Annotated in this window: 19 protein-coding genes and 1 tRNA gene; 13 read left to right on the top strand and 7 right to left on the bottom strand. The window is 58.5% G+C overall.

Annotated features, from left to right (window positions below; genetic code table 11):
- Window positions 1–773: 773 nt before the first annotated feature.
- Window positions 774–1,778, bottom strand: a complete 1,005-nt coding sequence (gene hrcA, locus ABWQ00_RS14490) for a heat-inducible transcriptional repressor HrcA (protein WP_353239366.1) — start codon at window positions 1,776–1,778, stop codon at window positions 774–776.
- A gap of 28 nt (window positions 1,779–1,806) precedes the next feature.
- Between hrcA and ABWQ00_RS14485 the strand changes: the two genes are divergently transcribed.
- From ABWQ00_RS14485 to rapZ, 3 genes are read left to right on the top strand one after another with little or no spacing between them, the layout of a single operon-like run.
- Window positions 1,807–2,700, top strand: coding sequence for an NAD kinase (locus ABWQ00_RS14485; protein ID WP_353239365.1), 894 nt, complete (start codon window positions 1,807–1,809; stop codon window positions 2,698–2,700).
- A 3-nt stretch (window positions 2,701–2,703) separates the two neighbouring features.
- Window positions 2,704–4,386, top strand: a complete 1,683-nt coding sequence (recN, locus tag ABWQ00_RS14480; protein ID WP_353239364.1) for a DNA repair protein RecN — start codon at window positions 2,704–2,706, stop codon at window positions 4,384–4,386.
- Window positions 4,383–5,246: an RNase adapter RapZ gene (rapZ, locus tag ABWQ00_RS14475; protein ID WP_353239368.1), complete on the top strand. Its 864-nt coding sequence runs from the start codon at window positions 4,383–4,385 to the stop codon at window positions 5,244–5,246. The genes recN and rapZ overlap by 4 nt, the downstream gene beginning before the upstream one ends.
- 94 nt (window positions 5,247–5,340) lie before the next feature.
- Here the strand turns inward: rapZ and mutY are convergent, their stop codons facing one another.
- Window positions 5,341–6,381: an A/G-specific adenine glycosylase gene (mutY, locus tag ABWQ00_RS14470; protein ID WP_353239363.1), complete on the bottom strand. Its 1,041-nt coding sequence runs from the start codon at window positions 6,379–6,381 to the stop codon at window positions 5,341–5,343.
- Window positions 6,366–7,181 carry a bifunctional DNA-formamidopyrimidine glycosylase/DNA-(apurinic or apyrimidinic site) lyase gene (gene mutM, locus ABWQ00_RS14465; protein WP_353239362.1) on the bottom strand — a complete coding sequence of 272 codons (816 nt, stop codon included), beginning with the start codon at window positions 7,179–7,181 and terminating at the stop codon, window positions 6,366–6,368. Before mutM ends, mutY begins: the two co-directional genes overlap by 16 nt.
- A 70-nt stretch (window positions 7,182–7,251) precedes the next feature.
- On the opposite strand from mutM, the gene ABWQ00_RS14460 reads away from it, so the two are divergent.
- From ABWQ00_RS14460 to pth, 7 genes are all read left to right on the top strand, one after another.
- Window positions 7,252–8,985, top strand: a complete 1,734-nt coding sequence (locus ABWQ00_RS14460) for a tetratricopeptide repeat protein (protein WP_353239361.1) — start codon at window positions 7,252–7,254, stop codon at window positions 8,983–8,985.
- 40 nt (window positions 8,986–9,025) lie between these two features.
- A complete protein-coding gene (locus ABWQ00_RS14455; RefSeq protein WP_353239360.1) occupies window positions 9,026–9,514 on the top strand; it encodes a lipoprotein insertase outer membrane protein LolB in 489 nt (162 codons plus the stop codon).
- A gap of 31 nt (window positions 9,515–9,545) precedes the next feature.
- Window positions 9,546–10,391: a 4-(cytidine 5'-diphospho)-2-C-methyl-D-erythritol kinase gene (ispE, locus tag ABWQ00_RS14450; RefSeq protein ID WP_353239367.1), complete on the top strand. Its 846-nt coding sequence runs from the start codon at window positions 9,546–9,548 to the stop codon at window positions 10,389–10,391.
- A gap of 32 nt (window positions 10,392–10,423) precedes the next feature.
- Window positions 10,424–10,500 (top strand) — tRNA-Gln (locus ABWQ00_RS14445).
- A gap of 41 nt (window positions 10,501–10,541) precedes the next feature.
- The gene (locus ABWQ00_RS14440) at window positions 10,542–11,519 is read left to right on the top strand and encodes a ribose-phosphate pyrophosphokinase (protein ID WP_353239359.1); all 978 of its coding nucleotides are present in this window, start codon (window positions 10,542–10,544) and stop codon (window positions 11,517–11,519) included.
- A 99-nt stretch (window positions 11,520–11,618) separates the two neighbouring features.
- Window positions 11,619–12,245, top strand: coding sequence for a 50S ribosomal protein L25/general stress protein Ctc (locus ABWQ00_RS14435; RefSeq protein ID WP_353239358.1), 627 nt, complete (start codon window positions 11,619–11,621; stop codon window positions 12,243–12,245).
- 118 nt (window positions 12,246–12,363) lie between these two features.
- The gene (gene pth, locus ABWQ00_RS14430; protein WP_353239357.1) at window positions 12,364–13,008 is read left to right on the top strand and encodes an aminoacyl-tRNA hydrolase; all 645 of its coding nucleotides are present in this window, start codon (window positions 12,364–12,366) and stop codon (window positions 13,006–13,008) included.
- Window positions 13,009–13,014: 6 nt separating this feature from the next.
- On the opposite strand, the gene ABWQ00_RS14425 is transcribed toward pth, so the two are convergent.
- On the bottom strand, window positions 13,015–13,263 hold the full coding sequence (locus tag ABWQ00_RS14425; RefSeq protein ID WP_353239356.1) for a YfhL family 4Fe-4S dicluster ferredoxin: 249 nt from the start codon (window positions 13,261–13,263) through the stop codon (window positions 13,015–13,017).
- Between the two features lie 149 nt (window positions 13,264–13,412).
- Here ABWQ00_RS14425 and ABWQ00_RS14420 point away from each other — a divergent pair, with 149 nt between their 5' ends.
- Window positions 13,413–14,267 carry a 3',5'-nucleoside bisphosphate phosphatase gene (locus ABWQ00_RS14420; protein WP_353239355.1) on the top strand — a complete coding sequence of 285 codons (855 nt, stop codon included), beginning with the start codon at window positions 13,413–13,415 and terminating at the stop codon, window positions 14,265–14,267.
- A gap of 55 nt (window positions 14,268–14,322) precedes the next feature.
- Window positions 14,323–14,946 (top strand): L-threonylcarbamoyladenylate synthase, encoded by a 624-nt coding sequence (locus ABWQ00_RS14415; protein ID WP_353239354.1) that lies wholly within the window; start codon window positions 14,323–14,325, stop codon window positions 14,944–14,946.
- Window positions 14,947–14,960: 14 nt separating this feature from the next.
- Here ABWQ00_RS14415 and ABWQ00_RS14410 read toward each other — a convergent pair whose 3' ends face one another.
- The 3 genes from ABWQ00_RS14410 to ABWQ00_RS14400 all read right to left on the bottom strand — a co-directional run bounded on the left by ABWQ00_RS14410 (window position 14,961) and on the right by ABWQ00_RS14400 (window position 17,445).
- Complete coding sequence (locus ABWQ00_RS14410) at window positions 14,961–15,551, bottom strand: DUF3501 family protein (RefSeq protein WP_353239353.1); 591 nt, start codon at window positions 15,549–15,551, stop codon at window positions 14,961–14,963.
- A gap of 11 nt (window positions 15,552–15,562) precedes the next feature.
- Window positions 15,563–16,912 (bottom strand): (Fe-S)-binding protein, encoded by a 1,350-nt coding sequence (locus tag ABWQ00_RS14405; protein ID WP_353239352.1) that lies wholly within the window; start codon window positions 16,910–16,912, stop codon window positions 15,563–15,565.
- A 110-nt stretch (window positions 16,913–17,022) separates the two neighbouring features.
- Window positions 17,023–17,445: a rubrerythrin family protein gene (locus ABWQ00_RS14400; protein ID WP_053170808.1), complete on the bottom strand. Its 423-nt coding sequence runs from the start codon at window positions 17,443–17,445 to the stop codon at window positions 17,023–17,025.
- Between the two features lie 325 nt (window positions 17,446–17,770).
- On the opposite strand from ABWQ00_RS14400, the gene ABWQ00_RS14395 reads away from it, so the two are divergent.
- Window positions 17,771–20,320 (top strand): valine--tRNA ligase (locus tag ABWQ00_RS14395; RefSeq protein WP_353239351.1); only part of this gene is annotated, 2,550 nt, incomplete at its 3' end.

Genomic DNA, 20,320 nt, shown 5'->3' with positions numbered 1-20,320 from the left:
TGTCCACGCCCCGGTAGCCGAGGTCGGCGTACACCACCTCTGGCTTGACGCCCAGCCGTATTTGTGGATTGTTATCTGCACTGTTTGAGCGCAATATTGAATACTTCAAAAAGTACAAGGTCGATAAAGATGGAATCGTTACCAAGGATGAAGGCAATCTAATTGCTTACTCAGAACTCACATGTGATCATCTAGATACCTAAACACGATCTCAAACGAAAAAAAGCCACTGACTTCAAAAATCAGTGGCTTTTCCATTTTGGTGGGCCCACCAGGACTTGAACCTGGGACCAAAGGATTCCGGTTTGTGCAGCTTTCACTACTCCCTGGACTTTGCCTTCACCATAGCTTGCGCCGTAGGTGGGTGCCGTCAAGTCTCTACACCTTCAAGGTGATTGCTCACCAAGCTTGGCTCGGCGTTGGCATATGCATTGCTGCACTTAGCTTTCTCCGACTTTGACACCATCCCTTACACAGTTTCCACGCGTAAGGCACATTTGAAAAATATGAGTCCTCTGCTCTAACCAACTGAGCTATAGGCCCGAAAAACTGATTGTACTTTGCCCCTTTTTAGCCCCAAAAATGCTGCTTAAATTTTCAGCAAAGTGTGGAAGCGGTGTGGAAGCAAAATTTGACAACTGTGGCGCTGTAACCCGTTGATTTAATTGAAGAATTTACATAAACAACAGTATTAAAATCGTTTATGAGTCCTCTGCTCTAACCAACTGAGCTAACGCCCCCACCGAAGCCGTGATTGTAGTGGGCCGTGGGGCTTATTTGGACTGGCTCAGCGCATTGCTGACCAGGCGCGAGGTGATGTTGACGATCTGGATCATGCGGTCATAGGGCATGCGGGTCGGGCCAATGACGCCCAGGGTGCCCACAATCTGACCGTCGACTTCGTAGGGGGAGCTGACCACCGACAACTCTTGCATGGGCACGATCTGGCTTTCACCGCCGATGTAAATGCGCACGCCTTCGGCCTGGCTGGACACGTCGAGCAAGCGCATGAGCTGGGTTTTTTGTTCAAACAATTCAAACGCGCGGCGCAGGTGGCTCATGTCACTGGAAAAGTCACTCACCGACAGCAAGTTGCGCTCACCGGCAATGACCACTTCGTTTTGGTCCTCGGCCAGGGCTTCGGTGCTGACTTGCACAGCCGCTTGCATGAGCGTGGCGATTTCGCTTTGCAGGCTGACCAGCTCTTGCTGCACCCGGCTGCGCACCTGCTCAATGGCCATGCCTGCGTAGTGGGAGTTGAGAAAGTTAGAGGTTTCGATCAACTGGCTTTGCGAGTAATCGGTCTCGGTGAACAGGATGCGGTTTTGCACATCGCCTTCGGGCGAGACGATGATGACCAGCAAACGCCTCTCGGAAAGCCGCAAAAACTCGATGTGCCGAAACACCGAGGGTCTGCGCGGGGTCATCACCACGCCCACAAAATGTGACAGGCTGGACAACAGGTTGGCCGCGCTGGCGATCACCTTTTGCGGCTGATCGGGAATCAGGGCGGGGGTTTCCAGTCCATCGCGCTGCACCGTCAGCATGGTGTCCACAAACAAACGGTAGCCCCGGCTGGTGGGGATGCGCCCTGCCGAGGTGTGGGGGCTGGCGATCAGGCCCAGTTCTTCCAGGTCGGACATCACATTGCGGATGGTGGCGGGCGACAAATCGAGGCCGGAGGCTTTGGAGAGCGTGCGCGAGCCCACAGGTTGGCCGTCCGCGATATAGCGTTCCACCAGCGCTTTGAGCAATAACTTGGCACGATCATCTAGCATGCGGTCATTTTAATGATGTAATTTGCGAATGAGATCCAAGTTCCGTCACGTTGCACTTTTTGGCAAATACCACACCACCGCGCATGGCGGCGCGCTGGAAAGCTCTCGCCGTGCGCTGGACGACGTGACCCAGTTCCTGACGCGGCAAGGCTGCGACGTGGTGCTGGACCAAGAAACGGCCTCGCACACCGGCATGAGCCAGTACCCTGTGCTGGAGATGACCGAGATCGGCAAACAGTGTGATCTGGGTTTGGTCGTTGGGGGCGATGGCACCATGCTGGGCATTGGTCGCCAAATGGCCCGCTTCGGCCTGCCCCTGATGGGCATCAACCAAGGGCGGCTGGGTTTCATCACCGACATTCCCCTGCAAAGCTATCAGGACGTATTGCTGCCCATGCTGCAGGGCCACCACCAAACCGAAGACCGCAGCCTGCTGCAAGCACACGTCATGCGCGACCAACGCTGCGTGTTCAGTGCTTTGGCCATGAACGATGTGGTGGTCAACCGCGGCGGCACTTCGGGGATGGTGGAGTTGCGGGTCGAGGTCGATGGCCGATTTGTGTCCAACCAACGCGCCGACGGCCTCATCATCGCCACGCCCACAGGTTCCACCGCATATTCTTTGTCTGTGGGTGGGCCTTTGATGCACCCGGCCATTGGCGGCTGGGTCATGGCGCCGATTGCACCGCACACGTTGTCCAACCGCCCCATTGTCTTGCCCGAGTCGTCCGAGATCAGCATCGAGATCGTGGCTGGGCGCTACGTCAGCGCCAACTTTGACATGCAGTCGCTGGCCGACCTGATTTTGGGTGACCGGATCGTGGTCAAGCGCTCTGAGCACACGGTGCGGTTTTTGCATCCAGCGGGTTGGAACTACTTTGACACCCTGCGCAAAAAAATGCACTGGAATGAAGGCGCTTGAGCCATGGCACTGACGCACATCACTTTGCGCGACTTTGTGATCGTGCGAACCCTGGAACTGGATTTGGCCCAAGGCTTCAGTGTCCTGACGGGAGAAACGGGGGCCGGTAAATCGATTTTGATTGACGCGCTGCAACTGGCTTTGGGCTCTCGGGCCGAATCGGGCGTGGTGCGTGAAGGTGCCAGCCGCTGCGAGGTCTGTGCCGAGTTTGACACCACCCTCGCCATCCAATCTTGGCTGGAAGTGGCTGGCTTTGATGCAAACGCAGCTTTGCTGCTGCGCCGCACGGTCGACACTGCGGGCAAAAGCCGCGCCTGGATCAACGGCAGCCCCGCCACCGCCACGCAGCTGCGCGAGCTGGGTGAGCAACTTTTGGACATCCACGGCCAACACGCTTGGCAAAGTCTGACCCGGCCCGACGCGGTGCGCGGCTTGCTGGATGCCTACGCGGGGATTGATCACCGCCCCTTGAAAGCCGCTTGGCAAACATGGCGACAAGCGCAGCAAGCCTTGACCGATGCGCTGCAAGCGCAAAGCACATTGACCAGCGAGCGCGAGCGGCTGGCTTGGCAAATTAGCGAGCTGGAAAAGCTCTCTCCGCAAATAGATGAATGGCAGGAGCTGAGCACTCAGCACAGCCGCTTGGCCAATGCACAGGCCCTGATCGACGGGGCCAACCAAGGCACGCTGCTGCTCGAAGGAGACGATGATGGCGGCGCGCTGCGCCAGCTGTCCCGCGCCATCCAGACCCTGCAGTCGCTGGGGCAGTTTGAGCCCGAGTTCAACGCTCTGGCCGAGGTCCTGACTTCGGCCCAAGCCCAAGCCGAAGACGTGGCTTACAGCCTGCACGCCTATTTGCGCAAAACCGATCTGGACCCGGCCCAACTGGCATTGCTCGACGAGCGCATGGGCCTTTGGCTGTCGCTGGCCCGCCGCTACAAAAAAAACCCGGACGAACTGCCGCTGAGCTTGCAAACTTGGCGACAAGAACTGGCTCAACTCGATGCCGCAGCCGACTTGGACAGCCTTCAAAAAGCCGAACAAGTCGCCCACAAAGCCTGCCTGCAAGCCGCTAAAGCCGTGTCACAGCAACGCCAAAAAGCAGCCAAGCCCCTGGCCCAAGCCGTCAGCAGCGCCATGCAACAACTGGGCATGCAAGGCGGCCGCTTTGAGGTGCAGCTGCAAACTTTGGACGCGCCCGCGCAACACGGCCTCGAAGAAGTCAGTTTTTTGGTCGCCGGGCATGAAGGCAGCACGCCCCGGCCCGTGGGCAAGGTGGCTTCTGGTGGCGAGCTCTCTCGCATCGCACTGGCCATTGCAGTGACCACCAGCGAACTGGGCGAAGCGGGCACCTTGATCTTTGACGAGGTCGATTCGGGTGTGGGCGGCGCTGTGGCCGAAACCGTGGGTCGCCTGATGAGGCAATTGGGCCAACACCGCCAAGTGCTGGCGGTCACCCACTTGCCCCAAGTGGCCGCTTGCGCCGATCACCACCTGCTGGTCAGCAAAGCCGCAGCCAATGGCCAGGTCAGCAGCGAAGTTCGCGGCGTGAGCGGCGAAGAACGCGTGAGCGAAATTGCCCGCATGCTGGGCGGCGAAAAGTTGTCTGCCACCACCTTGGCCCATGCACGCGAAATGCTGCAAACCCCTTCCCAACCCACCGCCCGCAAAGCGGTACAAAGCTGAGCATGGACATCATCCTCATCACCGGCATGTCCGGCTCTGGCAAATCGGTGGCTCTTCACGCCCTAGAAGACGCAGGCTACTACTGCGTGGACAACCTGCCGCCAGAACTTTTGATCCCCTTCGTCAAGCTCGAAGAACAGCAAAATGAGCCACGCTTGGCGATTGCCATCGATGTGCGCAGCGCCAATTCATTGCACCTGATGCCCGAGCAAATGGCCCTGCTGCGGGACATGGGTATGACGGTGAAGTCGGTCTTTTTGGATGCCAATGCCGACACCTTGCAACGCCGCTATTCAGAATCAAGGCGCAAGCACCCTTTGTCTGGGGGCAACAAGCCGCAAAGCGACAAAGCGCTCTTGGAGACCATCCAGTTCGAGCGCGAATTGTTGGCCGATTTGCGCGAACGCGCCCACGTCATCGATACCAGTTTGCTGTGCTCAGCGCAATTGCAAACTTACATCAAAACCTTGGTCAGCGCCCCGCGGGCCCAATTGACACTGGTGTTCGAATCTTTTGGCTTCAAGCGCGGCATCCCCACCGATGCCGACTACGTGTTTGACGTGCGCATGTTGCCCAACCCGCACTACGAAAGCGCCTTGAAACCCCTCACAGGACGCGATGAACCGGTACAAGCCTACTTGCGACAGTCCGAAGAGTTTGTGCAGATGCAGCTGCAGATTGAGGGGTTTTTGAAACACTGGATTCCGGCCATCGAACGCGACCACCGCAGTTACGTCACAGTGGCCATCGGCTGCACCGGCGGTCAGCACCGATCGGTGTTCATGGTCGAGCAGCTGGCGCAAAGCTTTGGCACACGCTGGCTCACCCTCAAGCGGCACCGGGAGCTGGACGCGCTCTGAACGCCGCTCAGCCTGCAGGTCGGATCTTCCGCTGCGACATCAGCGGGTGCGCCACGGACAAATGCCTGAGCTGAAGCCACGCAATTCATGCGAATCAGGTCATCAACAAGCTTCGAATCGGGGCTGGCAAGCCCATCGCGGGCCATGCATCGGCATCCACCCACTGTCCCTCACACGCTGGGGCGCTTTTCCCGGCCCCGAGCATGCGCACCGGGTGCAGGTGCAAATCACGGTGCGTCAGCACATGCTTCCAGGGTGAGATGAATTGCAGCTCTTTTTGATGCGGCCAAACTTCGAGCAGTTGCGCCTCTGAATCAAACACAGGCAGGCTGAACAAGCCCGCCCAAATACCCGTGTCCGGCCGTTTTTGCAGCCACACTTGGCCCTGTGCATTGACCGCCCAGAGCAGCCACAGCGTGGCGCTGCTGCGTTTGAGCTTGCGAGTTTTAACGGGATAGGCCAGCGGCTCGCCCTGCGCTTGAGCCTGGCACACCGTGCTGACTGGGCAGGCCTCGCACTGCGCTTTGCGCGGCAAACACACGGTGGCCCCCAGGTCCATCAGGGCCTGGGTGTAGCGCGGCATGTCGGCCGCTTGCGCGGGCAAGAGGTCTTGCGCCAGCGCCCACAGGGCTTTTTCGTTTTTGGCGAAAGCCAGGTCTTCGCCATAGCCCAGCACGCGGGTCAGTACGCGCTTGACGTTGCCGTCCAAAATCGCGGCACGCTCGCCAAAGCAAAAGGCCGCAATGGCCGCTGCGGTCGATCGGCCAATGCCGGGCAGGGTCTGCAGGTCTTCGGCGCGACGCGGAAAGGCCCCGCCAAAGCGCCCCATCACCACTTGGGCGCACTTGTGCAGGTTGCGGGCGCGGCTGTAATAGCCTAGGCCGCTCCACAAGGCCAGCACATCGTCTTGCGGCGCGGCCGCCAATGCCGCCACGTCCGGAAAGCGCCCCAAAAACCGTGGAAAGTAGTCCAGCACCGTGCTGACCTGCGTTTGCTGCAACATGATCTCGGACAGCCAGACCCGGTAAGGGTCCTGGGTGTTTTGCCAGGGCAGACTTTGGCGGCCGTGCAGACGCTGCCAATCGACCATGCGGCGGGCAAACCCATCGGGCAAAGTCATCACGGTTTCTGGCATGTCGGGCAATAAAAAGTGGTGCGCTGGCCTTGCAGCATGGATCGGATAGGCGTCGTGCACACCCTGCAGGGCTCGCCTGCACGGCCATAAACCGCCGCTTCAAGTTGAAAGTAACCGGTTCGACCTTCAGCGTTGACAAAATCTTTGAGTGAGCTGCCGCCCTGCTCCACCGCACGGGCCAGGACCTGGACGATGGCCGCATGCAACCGGGCCACCCGGGGTTTGGACAGGCGCCAGGCTTTGGTCGTAGGGCGTATGCCCGCCATGAACAAGGCTTCAGACGCATAAATATTGCCCACGCCCACCACCTCATCCCCCGCCAGCAAAACCTGCTTGATGGCCGACTGGCGTTTTTTGAGGGCTTGGGCAAAAGCTGCCATATCGAACTGCGCACTCAAGGGCTCCACACCCAGCCGACCCAAGAGCTTTTGCGCCTGTGGCGAATCTTCACCCGGTGCCCAGACCACGGCACCAAATCGGCGCGGGTCATGCAGGCGCAGCACGCCCCTGTCAGTCACCAAGTCCATGTGGTCGTGCGGACCTGCCTCGGGCTGTGTGGGGGCAAAGTTCAGGCTGCCCGACATGCCCAAATGCACCAGCAAAAGGCCTTGGTCCAAGTCCAGCAAAAGGTATTTGCCGCGCCTCCGCACGCCCCAGATTTGCCGCCCCACCAAGGTAGCAGTAGGCGCGCCCAAGGGCCAACGCAAAGGCTTGCCCATGTGCAGCGCCAGAATATGGGCCGAGGCGATGCGATCGGCAAAACTGCGGCGGGTGACTTCAACTTCGGGGAGTTCAGGCATGGGCTCTCGCACAAAAAGGGGCATCGGCCGCCAAGGGTGGGCCAAAGAATGCGTGGATTATGATGAAGCCATGAAATCCTGGTTCCGAGCCGCGTTGATGTTCCTGTGCGTTCAAAGCGCATGGGCGCAAGCCGTCACGCCATCTGCCGCACCCAAAGACCGGCCTGCAGCGCAAAAGTCCGCTTTAGACGCGATGCTGTTTTACCAACTGCTGTTGGGCGAAATGAACGTCCGCAGCGGCTCTCCAGGCAGTGGTTTTTCCATCATTTTGGATGCGGCTCGCAAAACCCGAGACCCCTTGGTTTTTCAAAGGGCGGTGGACGTTGCGCTGCAATCGCGCTCGGGTGATGCTGCTCTCCAAGCTGCACAGGCTTGGAAAAGCGCGATTCCCGAATCTACCGAGGCCAATCGTTACCTGCTACAGATTTTGCTGGCTTTGAACCGCCTAGATGAGGCCGGTCAAGCCTTGTCCGTGTCGATCCGAGAATTGCCTGCCAATGAGAGAGCGGCCGCCATCGCATCAATTCCCAGAGTTTTTGCACGCGTGCAAGACAAAAAGCTGGCAGCGGACACGGTCGAAAAAGCACTTCAAACCGCCTTAAAAGAGGCCCCGACCTCCGCCTCAGCATGGACAACGGTCGGCAGGATGAGGCGCGAGGCTGGCCAATTGGCTCTGGCGGTTGAGGCCACCCGCCAGGCCTTGCTGGCCGATGCCACCGCCTCTGGACCCTTGATGCTGGCCCTGAGCCTGGTCAGCGCTGCACCGACTGAGCTTTGGCCTTTGATTCACCAAGCCATGCGTGGACCCGTATCGCCAGAGTTGCGCTTGGGCTATGCCCGCTTGCTCATTGGTCAGCTTTCCTACACCCAAGCTTTGGAGCAGCTTCAAAAAATCAACACCGATGAGCCCACGTTTGCCGACGCTTGGTGGGTGCATGGTCTGCTTTTGATGGAAACAGGGCAGTGGCAATTGGCTGAGCAAAAACTGCTCAAGCACGTCAGCTTGGCTCCGGTTTCGCAAGACAAAGGCGCTTCTGCAGGACTGACCGAATCTTTGATGGCCTTGGCTCAAATTGCCCAACGCAAAGGTCAATGGACCCAAGCTCAACAATGGTTGGCCCAAGTGCCTGCCGATGCCGACCCCATCAAACTGGCCAGCCGACAAGCCGATTTGCTGTCGCAGCAGGGCAGGCTGGATGAGGCCCGCCTGACATTGGAACGGATCAAGACAAATACCCCTGAGCAGGCCATCAGAAAAGTCTTGGTGCAATCGCAATGGCTGCGCGACAACAAACAAGCTGCCAATGCCTACGCCTTGGTCAAGCAAAGCTTGGCCCAGCAACCTCAAAACACGGAGCTGATGTCCGAGCTGGCCATGGTCAGTGAAAAACTCAAACGCTATGACGAGATGGAGGCATTGCTTCGCGAACTCATCAAGCGAAAACCCGATGACCCCCATGCCTTCAATGCCTTGGGTTACTCCCTGGCCGATCGCAACATCCGACTGCCGGAAGCCCGCGAGTTGATTGTCCGCGCCCTCCAACTGGCACCGAACGATGCTTACATCCAAGACAGTTTGGGTTGGGTTGCCTTCAGGCAGGGCAATCTGGCTGAAGCCCTGCAGCTTTTGCAAACCGCCTACAAAGCCAAGCCAGATGCAGAGATAGCCGCGCATTTGGGCGAGGTACTGTGGGTCATGGGGCAGCGCGATGCAGCGGCAGTCATTTGGCGCGAAGGTCTGATTCTCAAGCCGGACAACGAAACTCTGACCGAGACGCTCAAACGTTTTCAGTTCAAACCATGAGTGAGCGCCCCCACAACATCGCTGGCGAGTCTGTTGCAACATGAGCTTGCGTGTTTTATGGCGTTGGAGCCTTGTGCCGTGGCTTGTGCTGTTGACGGCTTGTGCCACCCCACAACCCCAAATCACAGCCCCAGGCGCTGACTTTTCCGGGCGATTGGCCGTTCAGGTGCTCAAAGACCCGCCGGAGTCCCTCAGTGCCAGCTTTGAGTTGCAAGGTTCGGCCCAGTCTGGGCAGATGCTTTTGCTCAGCCCCATTGGCACCACCTTGGCACGCCTGCAATGGCAACCCGAGTTTGCACGCCTTGAGCAAGGCCAACAGCAAATCGACAGCACCAGCCTGCAGCAGCTGGCCACACGGCTGACCGGCACCGAGCTGCCCATCCGAGCCTTGTTTGAATGGTTGGCAGGCCGCCCCGCAGATGCAGCCGGCTGGCAAGTTGACCTGTCACAACACGCCCAAGGTCGCATCACCGCAGAGCGGCGTCTGCCCGCGCCCACCACGGTTTTGCGCATTGCATTGGACCGCTGATCGGTTCCAGAAAAAAAGAGAGCTTCCGTTTATGAAAACGCTGCACGATGTGCCGGCTCCGGCCAAATTGAATTTGTTTTTGCACATCACAGGGCGTCGGTCCGATGGTTACCACCTGCTCCAATCGGTTTTCATGCTCATTGACTGGTGTGACACCCTGCATTTTGAAAAGCGTGCGGACGGCGTCATCAGCCGGGAGGACTTGAGCGTGACATTGCCCGCTCAAGACTTGATCACCCGGGCGGCCAGCTTGTTGCAAAGACACAGTGGCTGCAGCTTTGGGGCGCACATCGCGGTAGACAAGCAAATTCCAGCCCAGGCCGGTATGGGCGGCGGCTCATCCGATGCAGCCACATGTTTGCTGGCACTTAACCGCCTTTGGAATCTGAATCTGGACCTTGCGACATTGGAAAAATTGGGCCTGGAACTGGGTGCCGATGTGCCTTTTTTCTTGCGCGGACACAATGCTTGGGTCGAGGGTGTGGGTGAAAGAATCACCCCCATTGATCTACCTTCTGCCCAGTTTTGGGTCGTGAAACCGCCACAAGGCATCAACACATCTGAAATTTTTGCGCACGCAGACCTGAAACGCGACACAAACGCTGCTACAATTTCTGTCTTTGCTGCAGAGCCATATGACTTTGGTCACAATGATTTGCAGCCTGTTGCTCAGGCTCTTTGCACAGGCGTTACGCAAGCACTCCAAGTGCTCAATACCGCCGGTCTGAAAGCTAAAATGACGGGCTCTGGCAGTGCAGTATTTGCCCCTTGTGACGCAAATACCCTTGAAATATCGGTTCCCGATGGATTTCTGGCACGGCGCTGCAGCAACATGGAATCTCATCCCCTATCGGGTTGGGCATCCAGCGAAAGTTGATCGGTCGGCTGCCTTTGGCAGTCAACCCGTGTAGGGGAGTCGCCAAGTTGGTTAAGGCACCGGATTTTGATTCCGGCATTCGAAGGTTCGAGTCCTTCTTCCCCTGCCAAATACGTTCAAACGTACAGGCCCTTTTATCTGATCGCTGGAATGCACATGCAGCCTGCTTCACTCCCCCCCGAATTCATGCTGTTCACCGGCAATGCCAACCCGGTTTTGGCTGCCGAAATCGCCAAACATTTGGGCACGCAGCTCGGAGCGGTCGATGTGGGCCGTTTCTCTGACGGTGAAGTCACCGTCGAACTCAAGCAAAACGTCCGTGCCCGTGAGGTGTTTGTGGTGCAATCCACCTGCGCCCCCACCAATGAAAATCTGATGGAACTGCTGATCATGGTCGACGCACTCAAACGTGCCTCGGCTGGTCGCATCAGCGCCGTCATTCCCTATTTCGGTTACGCCCGCCAGGACCGCCGCCCCCGCTCGACCCGCGTGCCCATTTCGGCCAAAGTGGTGGCCAACATGCTGCAGGCTGTGGGAGTGGACCGCGTGCTGACCATGGACTTGCACGCCGACCAAATCCAAGGCTTCTTTGACATCCCGGTCGACAACATTTATGCATCGCCGGTTTTGTTGGGCGACCTGCGCCAGCAAAACTACGAAGACCTGATCGTCGTGTCGCCCGACGTCGGCGGCGTGGTGCGCGCGCGCGCCTTGGCCAAGCAACTCGGCTGCGACCTGGCCATCATCGACAAGCGCCGCCCCAAAGCCAACGTGTCTGAAGTGATGCACGTGATTGGCGAGATCGATGGGCGCAACTGCGTGATCATGGACGACATGATCGACACCGCCGGCACTTTGGTCAAAGCCGCAGAAGTGCTGAAAGAGCGCGGCGCGAGAAAAGTTTATGCCTATTGCACACACCCGATCTTTTCGGGTCCGGCCATCGACCGCATTGCCAAGGGCGAAGCCCTCGACGAGGTCGTCGTCACCAACACCATCCCGCTGACGGCTGAAGCTGCAGCGTGTTCCAAGATTCGCCAACTCTCCGTGGCTCCGCTGATCGCAGAAACGATCCATCGGATTGCGCACGGTGAGTCGGTGATGAGCCTGTTCTCTGATCAAACCTGATCGGGAAAAGGCCAATAGCTGCCAGCCGTCCTTGTGGACTGGCTGGCTTTTTTGAGTCAGGGTCGCACTGGTCGCGGTGGATCCTAGAAGGAGAAATGTATGAAATTTGTCGCTTTTGAGCGCGCTAAGCAGGGTACGGGTGCGAGCCGCCGTCTCCGCAATTCCGGTCGCACACCTGGCATCGTTTACGGTTCCACATCGGCCCCCCAACTGATCGAGCTGGACCACAATGCTTTGTGGCACGCCCTGAAAAAGGAAACCTTCCACGCTTCGATCCTGGACATGGAATTGAACGGGCAGTCCAGCAAAGTCTTGCTGCGTGACTACCAAATGCACCCCTACAAGCAGCTGGTGCAACACATCGACTTCCAGCGCGTCGATGCCAACACCACCTTGCACATGAAAGTGCCATTGCACTTCAGCGGCCAAGACGAGTCTGAAGCCGTCAAGACCGACAAGTGCACGATCACCCACGTGGCCACTGAAATTGAAGTGGCTTGCTTGCCTGCCAACCTGCCCGAATTCATCGCGGTAGACCTGAAGGGCCTGACCAAGGGCAATTCTTTGCACCTGAACGACATCACTTTGCCTGCTGGCTGCAAAGCCATCACGCACGGCAAGAAAAACCCGGTCCTCGTGTCCGTGGTGGCTCCTGTCGAAGAAGTGGTGGCAGCCCCTGTGGCCGCTCCAGTGGACGCCAAAGGCAAGGGCAAAGGCAAGAAGTAATCTTCTGGCTTGGGCCGTCAGGCCCTGCTCTTTCAAGGCCCGCGCAAGCGGGCCTTTTGCTTTGGGAAGATCCTGCGCAAGCTCGCTGGGTCGCCTGCAACAAGGATAATCACGCCCCATGATCAAACTGCTAGTCGGCCTGGGCAACCCGGGCAACGAATACGAAGACACCCGCCACAACGCCGGGTTCTGGTGGATCGACGCGGTGGCCCGCGAACTCAAGGTGTCGCTGGTGCCCGAGCGCAGCTACCACGGCCTGATGGCCCGCACCCACTTGAACGGTCAGACCGTTTGGTTGCTCGAGCCCCAGACCTACATGAACCTGTCCGGCAAATCGGTCAGCGCTTTGGCGAAATTTTTCAAAATTCAGCCGCAAGAGATTTTGGTGGCGCATGACGAACTCGACATCCCCCCCGGCGAAGCCAAGCTCAAACTCGGCGGCAGCCATGCTGGGCACAACGGCCTGCGCGACATCCATGCCCAATTGGGCACGGCCGACTACTGGCGCTTGCGCATTGGCGTGGGCCACCCGGGTGACAAGGCCGAAGTGGTCAGCTGGGTTTTGAAGAAGCCGATGCTTGAGCACCGCAAAGCCATCGACGACAGCATCCACCGTGCGCTGCTGGCCTTACCGCTGTTACTGGCAGGAGACATGGAAAAAGCCATGGTCAAAATCCACACCAGCAAGCCCCCTAGACCCAAACCGCCCAAGCCCCCCAAAGCGGAGCCAAGCTCCACGAAAGAACCTGACCCTCAGGGCTGAGTGTGCTCACTGCCCTTGCAGTCGGCGGTATTTGGCCCAAAGAGACTCTTGGCTCTCGACGTGCTGCGGGTTGACGGGAATGCAGGCCACGGGGCAGACCTGCACGCACTGAGGTTCGTCAAAATGACCAACGCACTCGGTGCATTTGGACGGGTTGATTTCGTAAATTTCTTCGCCCAAATAAATCGCCTCGTTGGGACATTCGGGTTCACACACATCGCAGTTGATGCATTCGTCGGTGATCATCAATGCCATGGCTGGGGCTCCGCAAAATTCTGCAAGGGGGTCATGGGGCGAATTATCGGCCACAGGCTTCAGCCTGAACAATTGCAGGGCTGTTGTCCACCATGGCAGGGGATCACAAGACCCCACAACCCACTCTTGAACCGCAGCCTGCGCCTAAAATGAATGCCATGATCAATGCCGACCTGCACTGCCACTCCGTCATGTCCGACGGCACCCTCACACCCGAGGCCTTGGCCGAACGCGCCAAAACCAATGGCGTAGAGCTCTGGGCATTGACCGACCACGACGAAGTCGCTGGTCAAGAACGGGCCATGGCCGCAGCCAAAGCATTGGGGCTGCCCTACTTGACCGGCACCGAGATCTCGGTGACCTTTGCCCACCAAACGGTGCACATCGTGGGTCTGGGTTTTGACGCCCACAACAGCGCCTTGGTGACAGGCTTGCGCCGCACCCGCGGTGGCCGCAGCGAACGGGCACAGGAAATGTCAGACGGCTTGGCCAAAGTCGGCATCCTGAACGCCTACGAGGGCGCCTTGCAATATGTGGGCAATCCCGAACTGATTTCCCGCACGCACTTTGCTCGGCACTTGGTAGAGACCGGGGTGTGCAGCGACACGTCCGAAGTGTTCCGAAAATTCCTCACCGAAGGCAAACCAGGTTATGTCCCACACCGCTGGGCACGCTTGCAAGAAGCCGTGCAGTGGATCAGTGACGCTGGTGGTATTGCGGTGATTGCCCATCCCGCCCGCTACGGCTTCACGCCCAACGAAGAATACGCTTTGTTCAGCGAATTCAAAGCCCACGGCGGTCGGGGTGTCGAGGTCATCACCGGCAGCCACTCCTCGCCAGAGGCGGTGCGCTATGCCGAAACCGCTTTGGAGTTCGACTTGGCAGCCTCGCGCGGCAGCGACTTTCACAGCCCAGACGAAAGCCGGATCGACTTGGGCACCTTGCCCTTTTTGCCTGGTCAATTGACACCGGTTTGGGAATTGCTGACCGACCGCATTCAGTGAGGTTCGACCTCACAGGCTTGAGCATCCGTCCTCAATGACCTGAGTTCAGCTCGCCATGGCCCAATTTTTCACGGTTCACCCGGACAACCCGCAAAACAGGCTGCTCAAGCAGGCTGTGCAACTGCTACAGCAAGGTCGCGTGTTGGCGGTGCCCACCGACTCCAGTTACGCGCTGGTGTGCCACCTGGACGACAAAAGTGCAGCAGACCAACTGCGCCGCATTCGGGCCATCGATGACAAACACCACTTGACACTGCTGTGCCGCGACCTGAGTGAGCTGGCCAACTACGCCCGGGTGGACAACCAGCAATTTCGCACCATCAAGCAGGCCACACCCGGACCATTCGCCTTCATTTTGGAAGCCACTAAGGAAGTGCCGCGTCGCCTGAGTCACCCGCAGCGCAAAACGATTGGCCTGCGCGTTCCAGAGCACAAGGTGCTGCAAGAGTTGCTGAGCTTGCACGGTGCACCTCTGCTGGCCACCACCTTGATCATGCCCGGGGAAGACATGCCGCTGAATGATCCTGAAGAGATACGTGCACGGCTCGAGCACCAAGTGGGCGCGGTCATCGATGCGGGGGCATGCTTACTCGAGCCCACCACCGTGATCGACATGAGTGGCAGCGAGCCCGAGGTGTTGCGCCGTGGTCGTGGCGACCCGGCGCAGCTGGGGCTGTAAAAAACCCCCAGGCCTTACTTCAAATCCCCTGCCAAGCTGGCCAAGGTGTCTGGGGAGATGTCGATGTGCGAGGGGTAGTGCGTGTGATCGCAACCCATCTTGACGGCAGCGCCAGCCTTCACAGCCGCGCACATGGCCGGCTTGAGTTCAAAACGAACGAAATGCACGGCCGAAGTTTTTTCATCGGTCTCGCGGTCCAGGTCTTCGTCAGCAATCGCGTACACGCGGCCATGGCCTTCCACCTCGACAAACATGCGGTCTTCCACCCCGATCAGCTTGGCCAACTCGCGCTTGCGTTCGTTGATGTCGGTGTATTCGATCATCATGGTGGCCTTCCAGTTGCTGCCGTCCGGCACCAGCGGGGCATAGGCTTCGATCTCTTGCAGGATGCCCTCTTCTTCGAAGACTTTTTCGATGCGCAGCATCTCCTGAATTTGGTAGCGGATGGTGGTTTCGCTCTCAAACTGCATGTTGATGTGCTCGCCCAGCTGCACGCTACGCAGCTTGCGGTGGGCGATCACCTCGGGTTTGTGGACCTTGCGCCACTTGGTGTAGGCCTCCAAAGACATCAGGGTCTCGGGCGTGATTTTTCCGGTCAATTGCATGGCGGTTTTCCTTATTTCAGACCGTAGGCTTTGCGGACCAAGGTCAAGGGGTGGTTCAGTTCGGGGGCGCCCAGGCCGTTGACCTCAAAGCCTTGGGCAATGTGGTGCCCGCCCAGCGGGCAGTCGGAGCTGATGAAGTCGGGCTTGGAGCCGTCTTTCATGGTGGCCATGGCCTTGAAGACCGGTTTGCCGATCTTCATGGCCATTTCATGCGAGCCTTTTTTGACGCCATAAGTTCCTGCGTGGCCCGAGCAACGCTCGATGGTGTTGATCTCGGTGTCCGGGATCATTTTGAGCATTTCTTCGGTTTTCTTGCCGATGTTTTGCACACGGCCATGGCAAGGAATTTGGTAGCTCACATTGCCCAATTTTTGTGGAAATTCGGTCTTGAGCAAACCATCGCGTTTGCGGGCCATGAAGTATTCAAACGGGTCCCACATGGCGTCTTTGACCAACTGGGTGTCGGTGCAATCGGGAAACATCAGTGGGATTTCCTGCTTGAACATCAGGGCGCAACTGGGCACCGCCGCCATGATGGCAAAGCCGTCTTTGGCGTACTTGGCCAGCACCGGGATGTTGGCTTCTTTGGACTCCTTGACCGAATCCAGGTCGCCCAACTCGAGCTTGGGCATACCGCAGCACTTTTCTTTTTCGACCAGCACATACGGGATGGCGTTGTGGTCCAGAATTTTGAGCAAGTCGTGACCGATGCCGGGTTCGTTGTAGTTGATGTAGCAAGTGGAATAGATGGCCACTTTGCCGGGGGTCTTCTCCCCGTCCACCACTTTCACCGATTGGGCATCCGGGGCACTGGAGCGGAATTTTTTCGTGGCCAAGGCAGGCAGCCAAGCGTTTTTGTCCACGCCCGCCACACTTTCCATGATGCTGCGTGCCGCTTCGGTCTTGTTGATGGCGTTGACCGCCTGCACCACGATCGGAATGCCTGCAAACGAGCCGTGCGTGTCGGTCGAAGCGAGGAACTTTTCAGCCGCGCCCACTTCGCCTTTTTTGAACTTGATGGCCTTGGCCCGCAGCATGGTGTGCGGGAAGTCCAGATTCCATTCGTGTGGCGGTGTGTAGGGGCACTTGGTCATGTAGCACAGGTCGCACATGAAACACTGATCGACCACTTTCCAGTAATCCTTCTTGTCCACGCCATCGACTTCCATGGTGCTGGATTCGTCCACCAGGTCAAACAGGGTGGGGAAAGAGTTGCACAGGCTCACGCAGCGGCGGCAACCATGGCAGATGTCAAAAATGCGCTCCAACTCATCAAAGCACTTTTCTTCGTTGTAGAAGTCAGGGCTCTCCCAGCCCAGCGCGTGCCGGGTGGGGGCTTCAAGGTTGCCTTCTTTGGCCATGTTGTGCTCCTTTGAGATTTTTTTGGGGTTTTTCTAAAGACTCTGCAGCCAGAACCCTGAGAAAAACCCGCTGCACTTTTCAGCGCAGCGGGTTGACGTCAAAGGGGGAATCAATCCACCAGTTCGTTCAAAGCTTTCTGGTAACGGTTGGCGTGTGAACGCTCAGCCTTGGCCAGAGTCTCGAACCAGTCAGCGACTTCGTCAAAACCTTCTTCGCGAGCGGTCTTGGCCATGCCAGGGTACATGTCGGTGTACTCGTGCGTTTCGCCAGCCACAGCCGAAGCCAGGTTTTGGCGGGTGGAGCCAATCGGCAGACCGGTGGCTGGATCGCCGGATTGCTCCAGGAACTCCAGGTGACCGTGGGCGTGACCTGTTTCACCTTCGGCGGTGGAACGGAACAGGGCTGCCACGTCGTTCTGACCTTCTACGTCAGCTTTGTTCGCGAAGTACAAATAGCGACGGTTGGCCTGGGATTCGCCTGCGAAGGCGTCTTTCAGGCATTGTTCCGTGCGCGAGCCTTTGAGTGCTGCCATGGATATCTCCTAGTGGATTTTGAGTAGATTGCCCTGGCAGGATCGCCAGAGACGACGTAGGTTAACCCTCTACCGTCCAGTCTGCCCAATAGATTGATGCAATGGCATTGATTGGTCGATGCTATTGGGCTTGCTTTTTAATAAATATCAACTAACTCACCATGCCCTGTCTTTGTGAGAGGGCGCCCACTGACAGCAAACCCCAAAACGGGTCTGAAGGACACAGGAGAAGGCCTGAATGGCTGGGTAAAATCAGCTCTTTGGGCCACACAAGGGCCCACGCGGCATCTGATGATGCTGCCGTTTTCTTTTTGAAAAGTCCGCCATGAGCAACGCCCACGCCACCCCCATCGAACAACCCGGCTTGAACAGCCTGTCCAAATCGTTCGAACCCGCAGCCCTGGAAGCCCATTGGGGCCCCGAGTGGGAAAAACGCGGCTACGGTGTGGCCGGTTTCCGTGGCACCCAAGCGCCTGTGGCAGACGCGCCAGCCTTCGCCATCCAGCTGCCCCCACCCAACGTGACCGGCACCCTGCACATGGGCCACGCCTTCAACCAGACCATCATGGACTCGTTGACCCGCTACCACCGCATGTCAGGCTTCAACACTGCCTGGATTCCTGGCACCGACCACGCGGGCATTGCCACGCAGATCGTGGTCGAGCGCCAGCTGCAAGCCAAAGGCATCAGCCGCTACGACATGGGCCCCACGCCCGCCGAAGCACGCAAGAACTTTGTGAGCAAGGTCTGGGAGTGGAAAGAAGAATCCGGCAGCACCATCACCAGCCAGATGCGCCGCATGGGCGACAGTGTGGACTGGAGCCGCGAATACTTCACGATGGATCCCAAACTGTCCCAAACCGTGACCGAAACCTTTGTGCAGTTGTACGAACAAGGCCTGATCTACCGCGGCAAACGCCTGGTCAACTGGGACCCGGTGTTGCAAAGCGCCGTGTCCGACCTGGAAGTGGAAAGCGCCGAAGAAGACGGCTCGATGTGGCACATCCGCTATGACCTGGCCGATGGCAGCAGCAGCGTCACGGTGGCCACCACCCGCCCCGAAACCCTGCTGGGCGACGTGGCCGTGATGGTGCACCCCGAAGACGAGCGCTACAGCGCTTTGATCGGCAAACAAGTCAACCTACCCCTGTGCGGCCGCACCATCCCCGTGATTGCCGACGACTACGTGGACATGGCCTTTGGCACCGGCGTGGTCAAGGTCACGCCAGCGCACGACACCAACGACTACCAAGTCGGCCAGCGCCACAAGCTGGAGATGATCTGCGTGCTGAACCTCGACGCCACGATCAACACCAACGCCCCTGAAAAATACCGAGGCCTCGACCGCTTTGTGGCCCGCAAGGCCGTGGTGGCCGATCTGGAAGCCGCAGGCGCTTTGGTCGAGGTCAAGAAACACAAGCTCATGGTGCCCCGCTGCGCCCGCACGGGCCAGGTGATTGAGCCCATGCTGACCGACCAATGGTTTGTGGCGATGAACCTAGTGGGCCAAGGCGATGCCACGGGCAAGAGCATTGCGCAAAAAGCCATCGATGCGGTGCAAAGCGGCCAGGTGAGCTTCGTGCCAGAAAACTGGGTGAACACCTACAACCAGTGGATGAACAACATTCAGGACTGGTGCATCTCGCGCCAACTGTGGTGGGGCCACCAGATTCCCGCTTGGTACGACGAAGACGGCAAAGTGTACGTGGCCCGCAACGCGGCCGAAGCTCAGGCCCAAGCCCCTGGTAAAGCGCTCAAGCGCGATGAAGACGTGCTCGACACCTGGTACTCCAGCGCCTTGGTGCCATTCAGCACCATGGGATGGCCCAACAACGAGACGAGCACCAAGAACTCAGCTGGCGAGCGTGCCGGGTTCGGGCGCAGCGACATGGCGAGCGAAGCGAGTAGGAGCAAGGCCGAGTCCGGCACGCTCACCAGCGGAACGAACGCCAACGTCAACACCAACAGCGAGAAAAGCCAAAGCGACTACGACCTCTACCTCCCCAGCAGCGTCCTGGTCACAGGCTACGACATCATCTTCTTCTGGGTCGCCCGGATGATCATGATGACCACCCACTTCACCGGACGCGTTCCGTTCAAACACGTCTACATCCACGGCCTGGTGCTCGACGCCCAAGGCAAGAAGATGAGCAAGTCCGAAGGCAATGTGCTCGACCCGGTCGATTTGATCGACGGCATCACCCTAGAACCATTGCTTGAGAAACGCACCCAAGGCCTGCGCAAACCCGAGACCGCGCCCAAGGTTCGCAAGCAAACCGAAAAAGAATTCCCCGAAGGCATCCCAGCCTATGGCGCGGACGCCCTTCGCTTCACCTTCGCCGCGCTCGCGTCTTTAGGACGCAGCATCAACTTTGACTCCAAGCGCTGCGAGGGTTACCGCAACTTCTGCAACAAGCTTTGGAACGCCACCCGTTTTGTGCTGATGAATTGCGAAGGCCAGGACTGCGGCTTGAAAAAGCACACCAAAGCCGAATGCCAACCCGGGGGTCCTGCCCACGGCTACCTGGACTTCAGTCAGGCCGACCGCTGGATCAGCTCGCAGCTTCAGCGCGTCGAAGCCGACGTGGCCAAAGGCTTTGCTGAATACCGCCTCGACAACGTGGCCAACACGATCTATGACTTTGTGTGGAACGAGTTTTGCGACTGGTACCTCGAGATCGCCAAGGTGCAAATCAACACCGGTAACGAGGCGCAACAACGCGCGACACGCCGTACCCTGATTCGCACACTCGAAACCATCATGCGCCTGGCGCACCCCATCATCCCCTTCATCACCGAAGAGCTGTGGCAGAAAGTGGCGGTGGTCGCCGGTCTTCCGGGCGAGTCGGTCAGCATCGCGGCCTACCCCGTGAGC

This window comes from Limnohabitans sp. (assembly GCF_040400975.1).
Lineage (GTDB): Bacteria > Pseudomonadota > Gammaproteobacteria > Burkholderiales > Burkholderiaceae_C > Limnohabitans_A.
Note: the sequence above shows the minus strand (reverse complement) of the source record. Positions and strands in the feature narration are given on the sequence as shown.

Coding starts and splice junctions, on each gene's coding strand:
- hrcA (WP_353239366.1), bottom strand. CDS start 1,778: ATGCTAGATGATCGTGCCAAGTTATTGCTCAAAGCGCTGGTGGAACGC.
- ABWQ00_RS14485 (WP_353239365.1), top strand. CDS start 1,807: ATGAGATCCAAGTTCCGTCACGTTGCACTTTTTGGCAAATACCACACC.
- recN (WP_353239364.1), top strand. CDS start 2,704: ATGGCACTGACGCACATCACTTTGCGCGACTTTGTGATCGTGCGAACC.
- mutY (WP_353239363.1), bottom strand. CDS start 6,381: ATGCCAGAAACCGTGATGACTTTGCCCGATGGGTTTGCCCGCCGCATG.
- mutM (WP_353239362.1), bottom strand. CDS start 7,181: ATGCCTGAACTCCCCGAAGTTGAAGTCACCCGCCGCAGTTTTGCCGAT.
- ABWQ00_RS14460 (WP_353239361.1), top strand. CDS start 7,252: ATGAAATCCTGGTTCCGAGCCGCGTTGATGTTCCTGTGCGTTCAAAGC.
- ABWQ00_RS14455 (WP_353239360.1), top strand. CDS start 9,026: ATGAGCTTGCGTGTTTTATGGCGTTGGAGCCTTGTGCCGTGGCTTGTG.
- ispE (WP_353239367.1), top strand. CDS start 9,546: ATGAAAACGCTGCACGATGTGCCGGCTCCGGCCAAATTGAATTTGTTT.
- ABWQ00_RS14440 (WP_353239359.1), top strand. CDS start 10,542: ATGCACATGCAGCCTGCTTCACTCCCCCCCGAATTCATGCTGTTCACC.
- ABWQ00_RS14435 (WP_353239358.1), top strand. CDS start 11,619: ATGAAATTTGTCGCTTTTGAGCGCGCTAAGCAGGGTACGGGTGCGAGC.
- pth (WP_353239357.1), top strand. CDS start 12,364: ATGATCAAACTGCTAGTCGGCCTGGGCAACCCGGGCAACGAATACGAA.
- ABWQ00_RS14425 (WP_353239356.1), bottom strand. CDS start 13,263: ATGGCATTGATGATCACCGACGAATGCATCAACTGCGATGTGTGTGAA.
- ABWQ00_RS14420 (WP_353239355.1), top strand. CDS start 13,413: ATGAATGCCATGATCAATGCCGACCTGCACTGCCACTCCGTCATGTCC.
- ABWQ00_RS14415 (WP_353239354.1), top strand. CDS start 14,323: ATGGCCCAATTTTTCACGGTTCACCCGGACAACCCGCAAAACAGGCTG.
- ABWQ00_RS14410 (WP_353239353.1), bottom strand. CDS start 15,551: ATGCAATTGACCGGAAAAATCACGCCCGAGACCCTGATGTCTTTGGAG.
- ABWQ00_RS14405 (WP_353239352.1), bottom strand. CDS start 16,912: ATGGCCAAAGAAGGCAACCTTGAAGCCCCCACCCGGCACGCGCTGGGC.
- ABWQ00_RS14400 (WP_053170808.1), bottom strand. CDS start 17,445: ATGGCAGCACTCAAAGGCTCGCGCACGGAACAATGCCTGAAAGACGCC.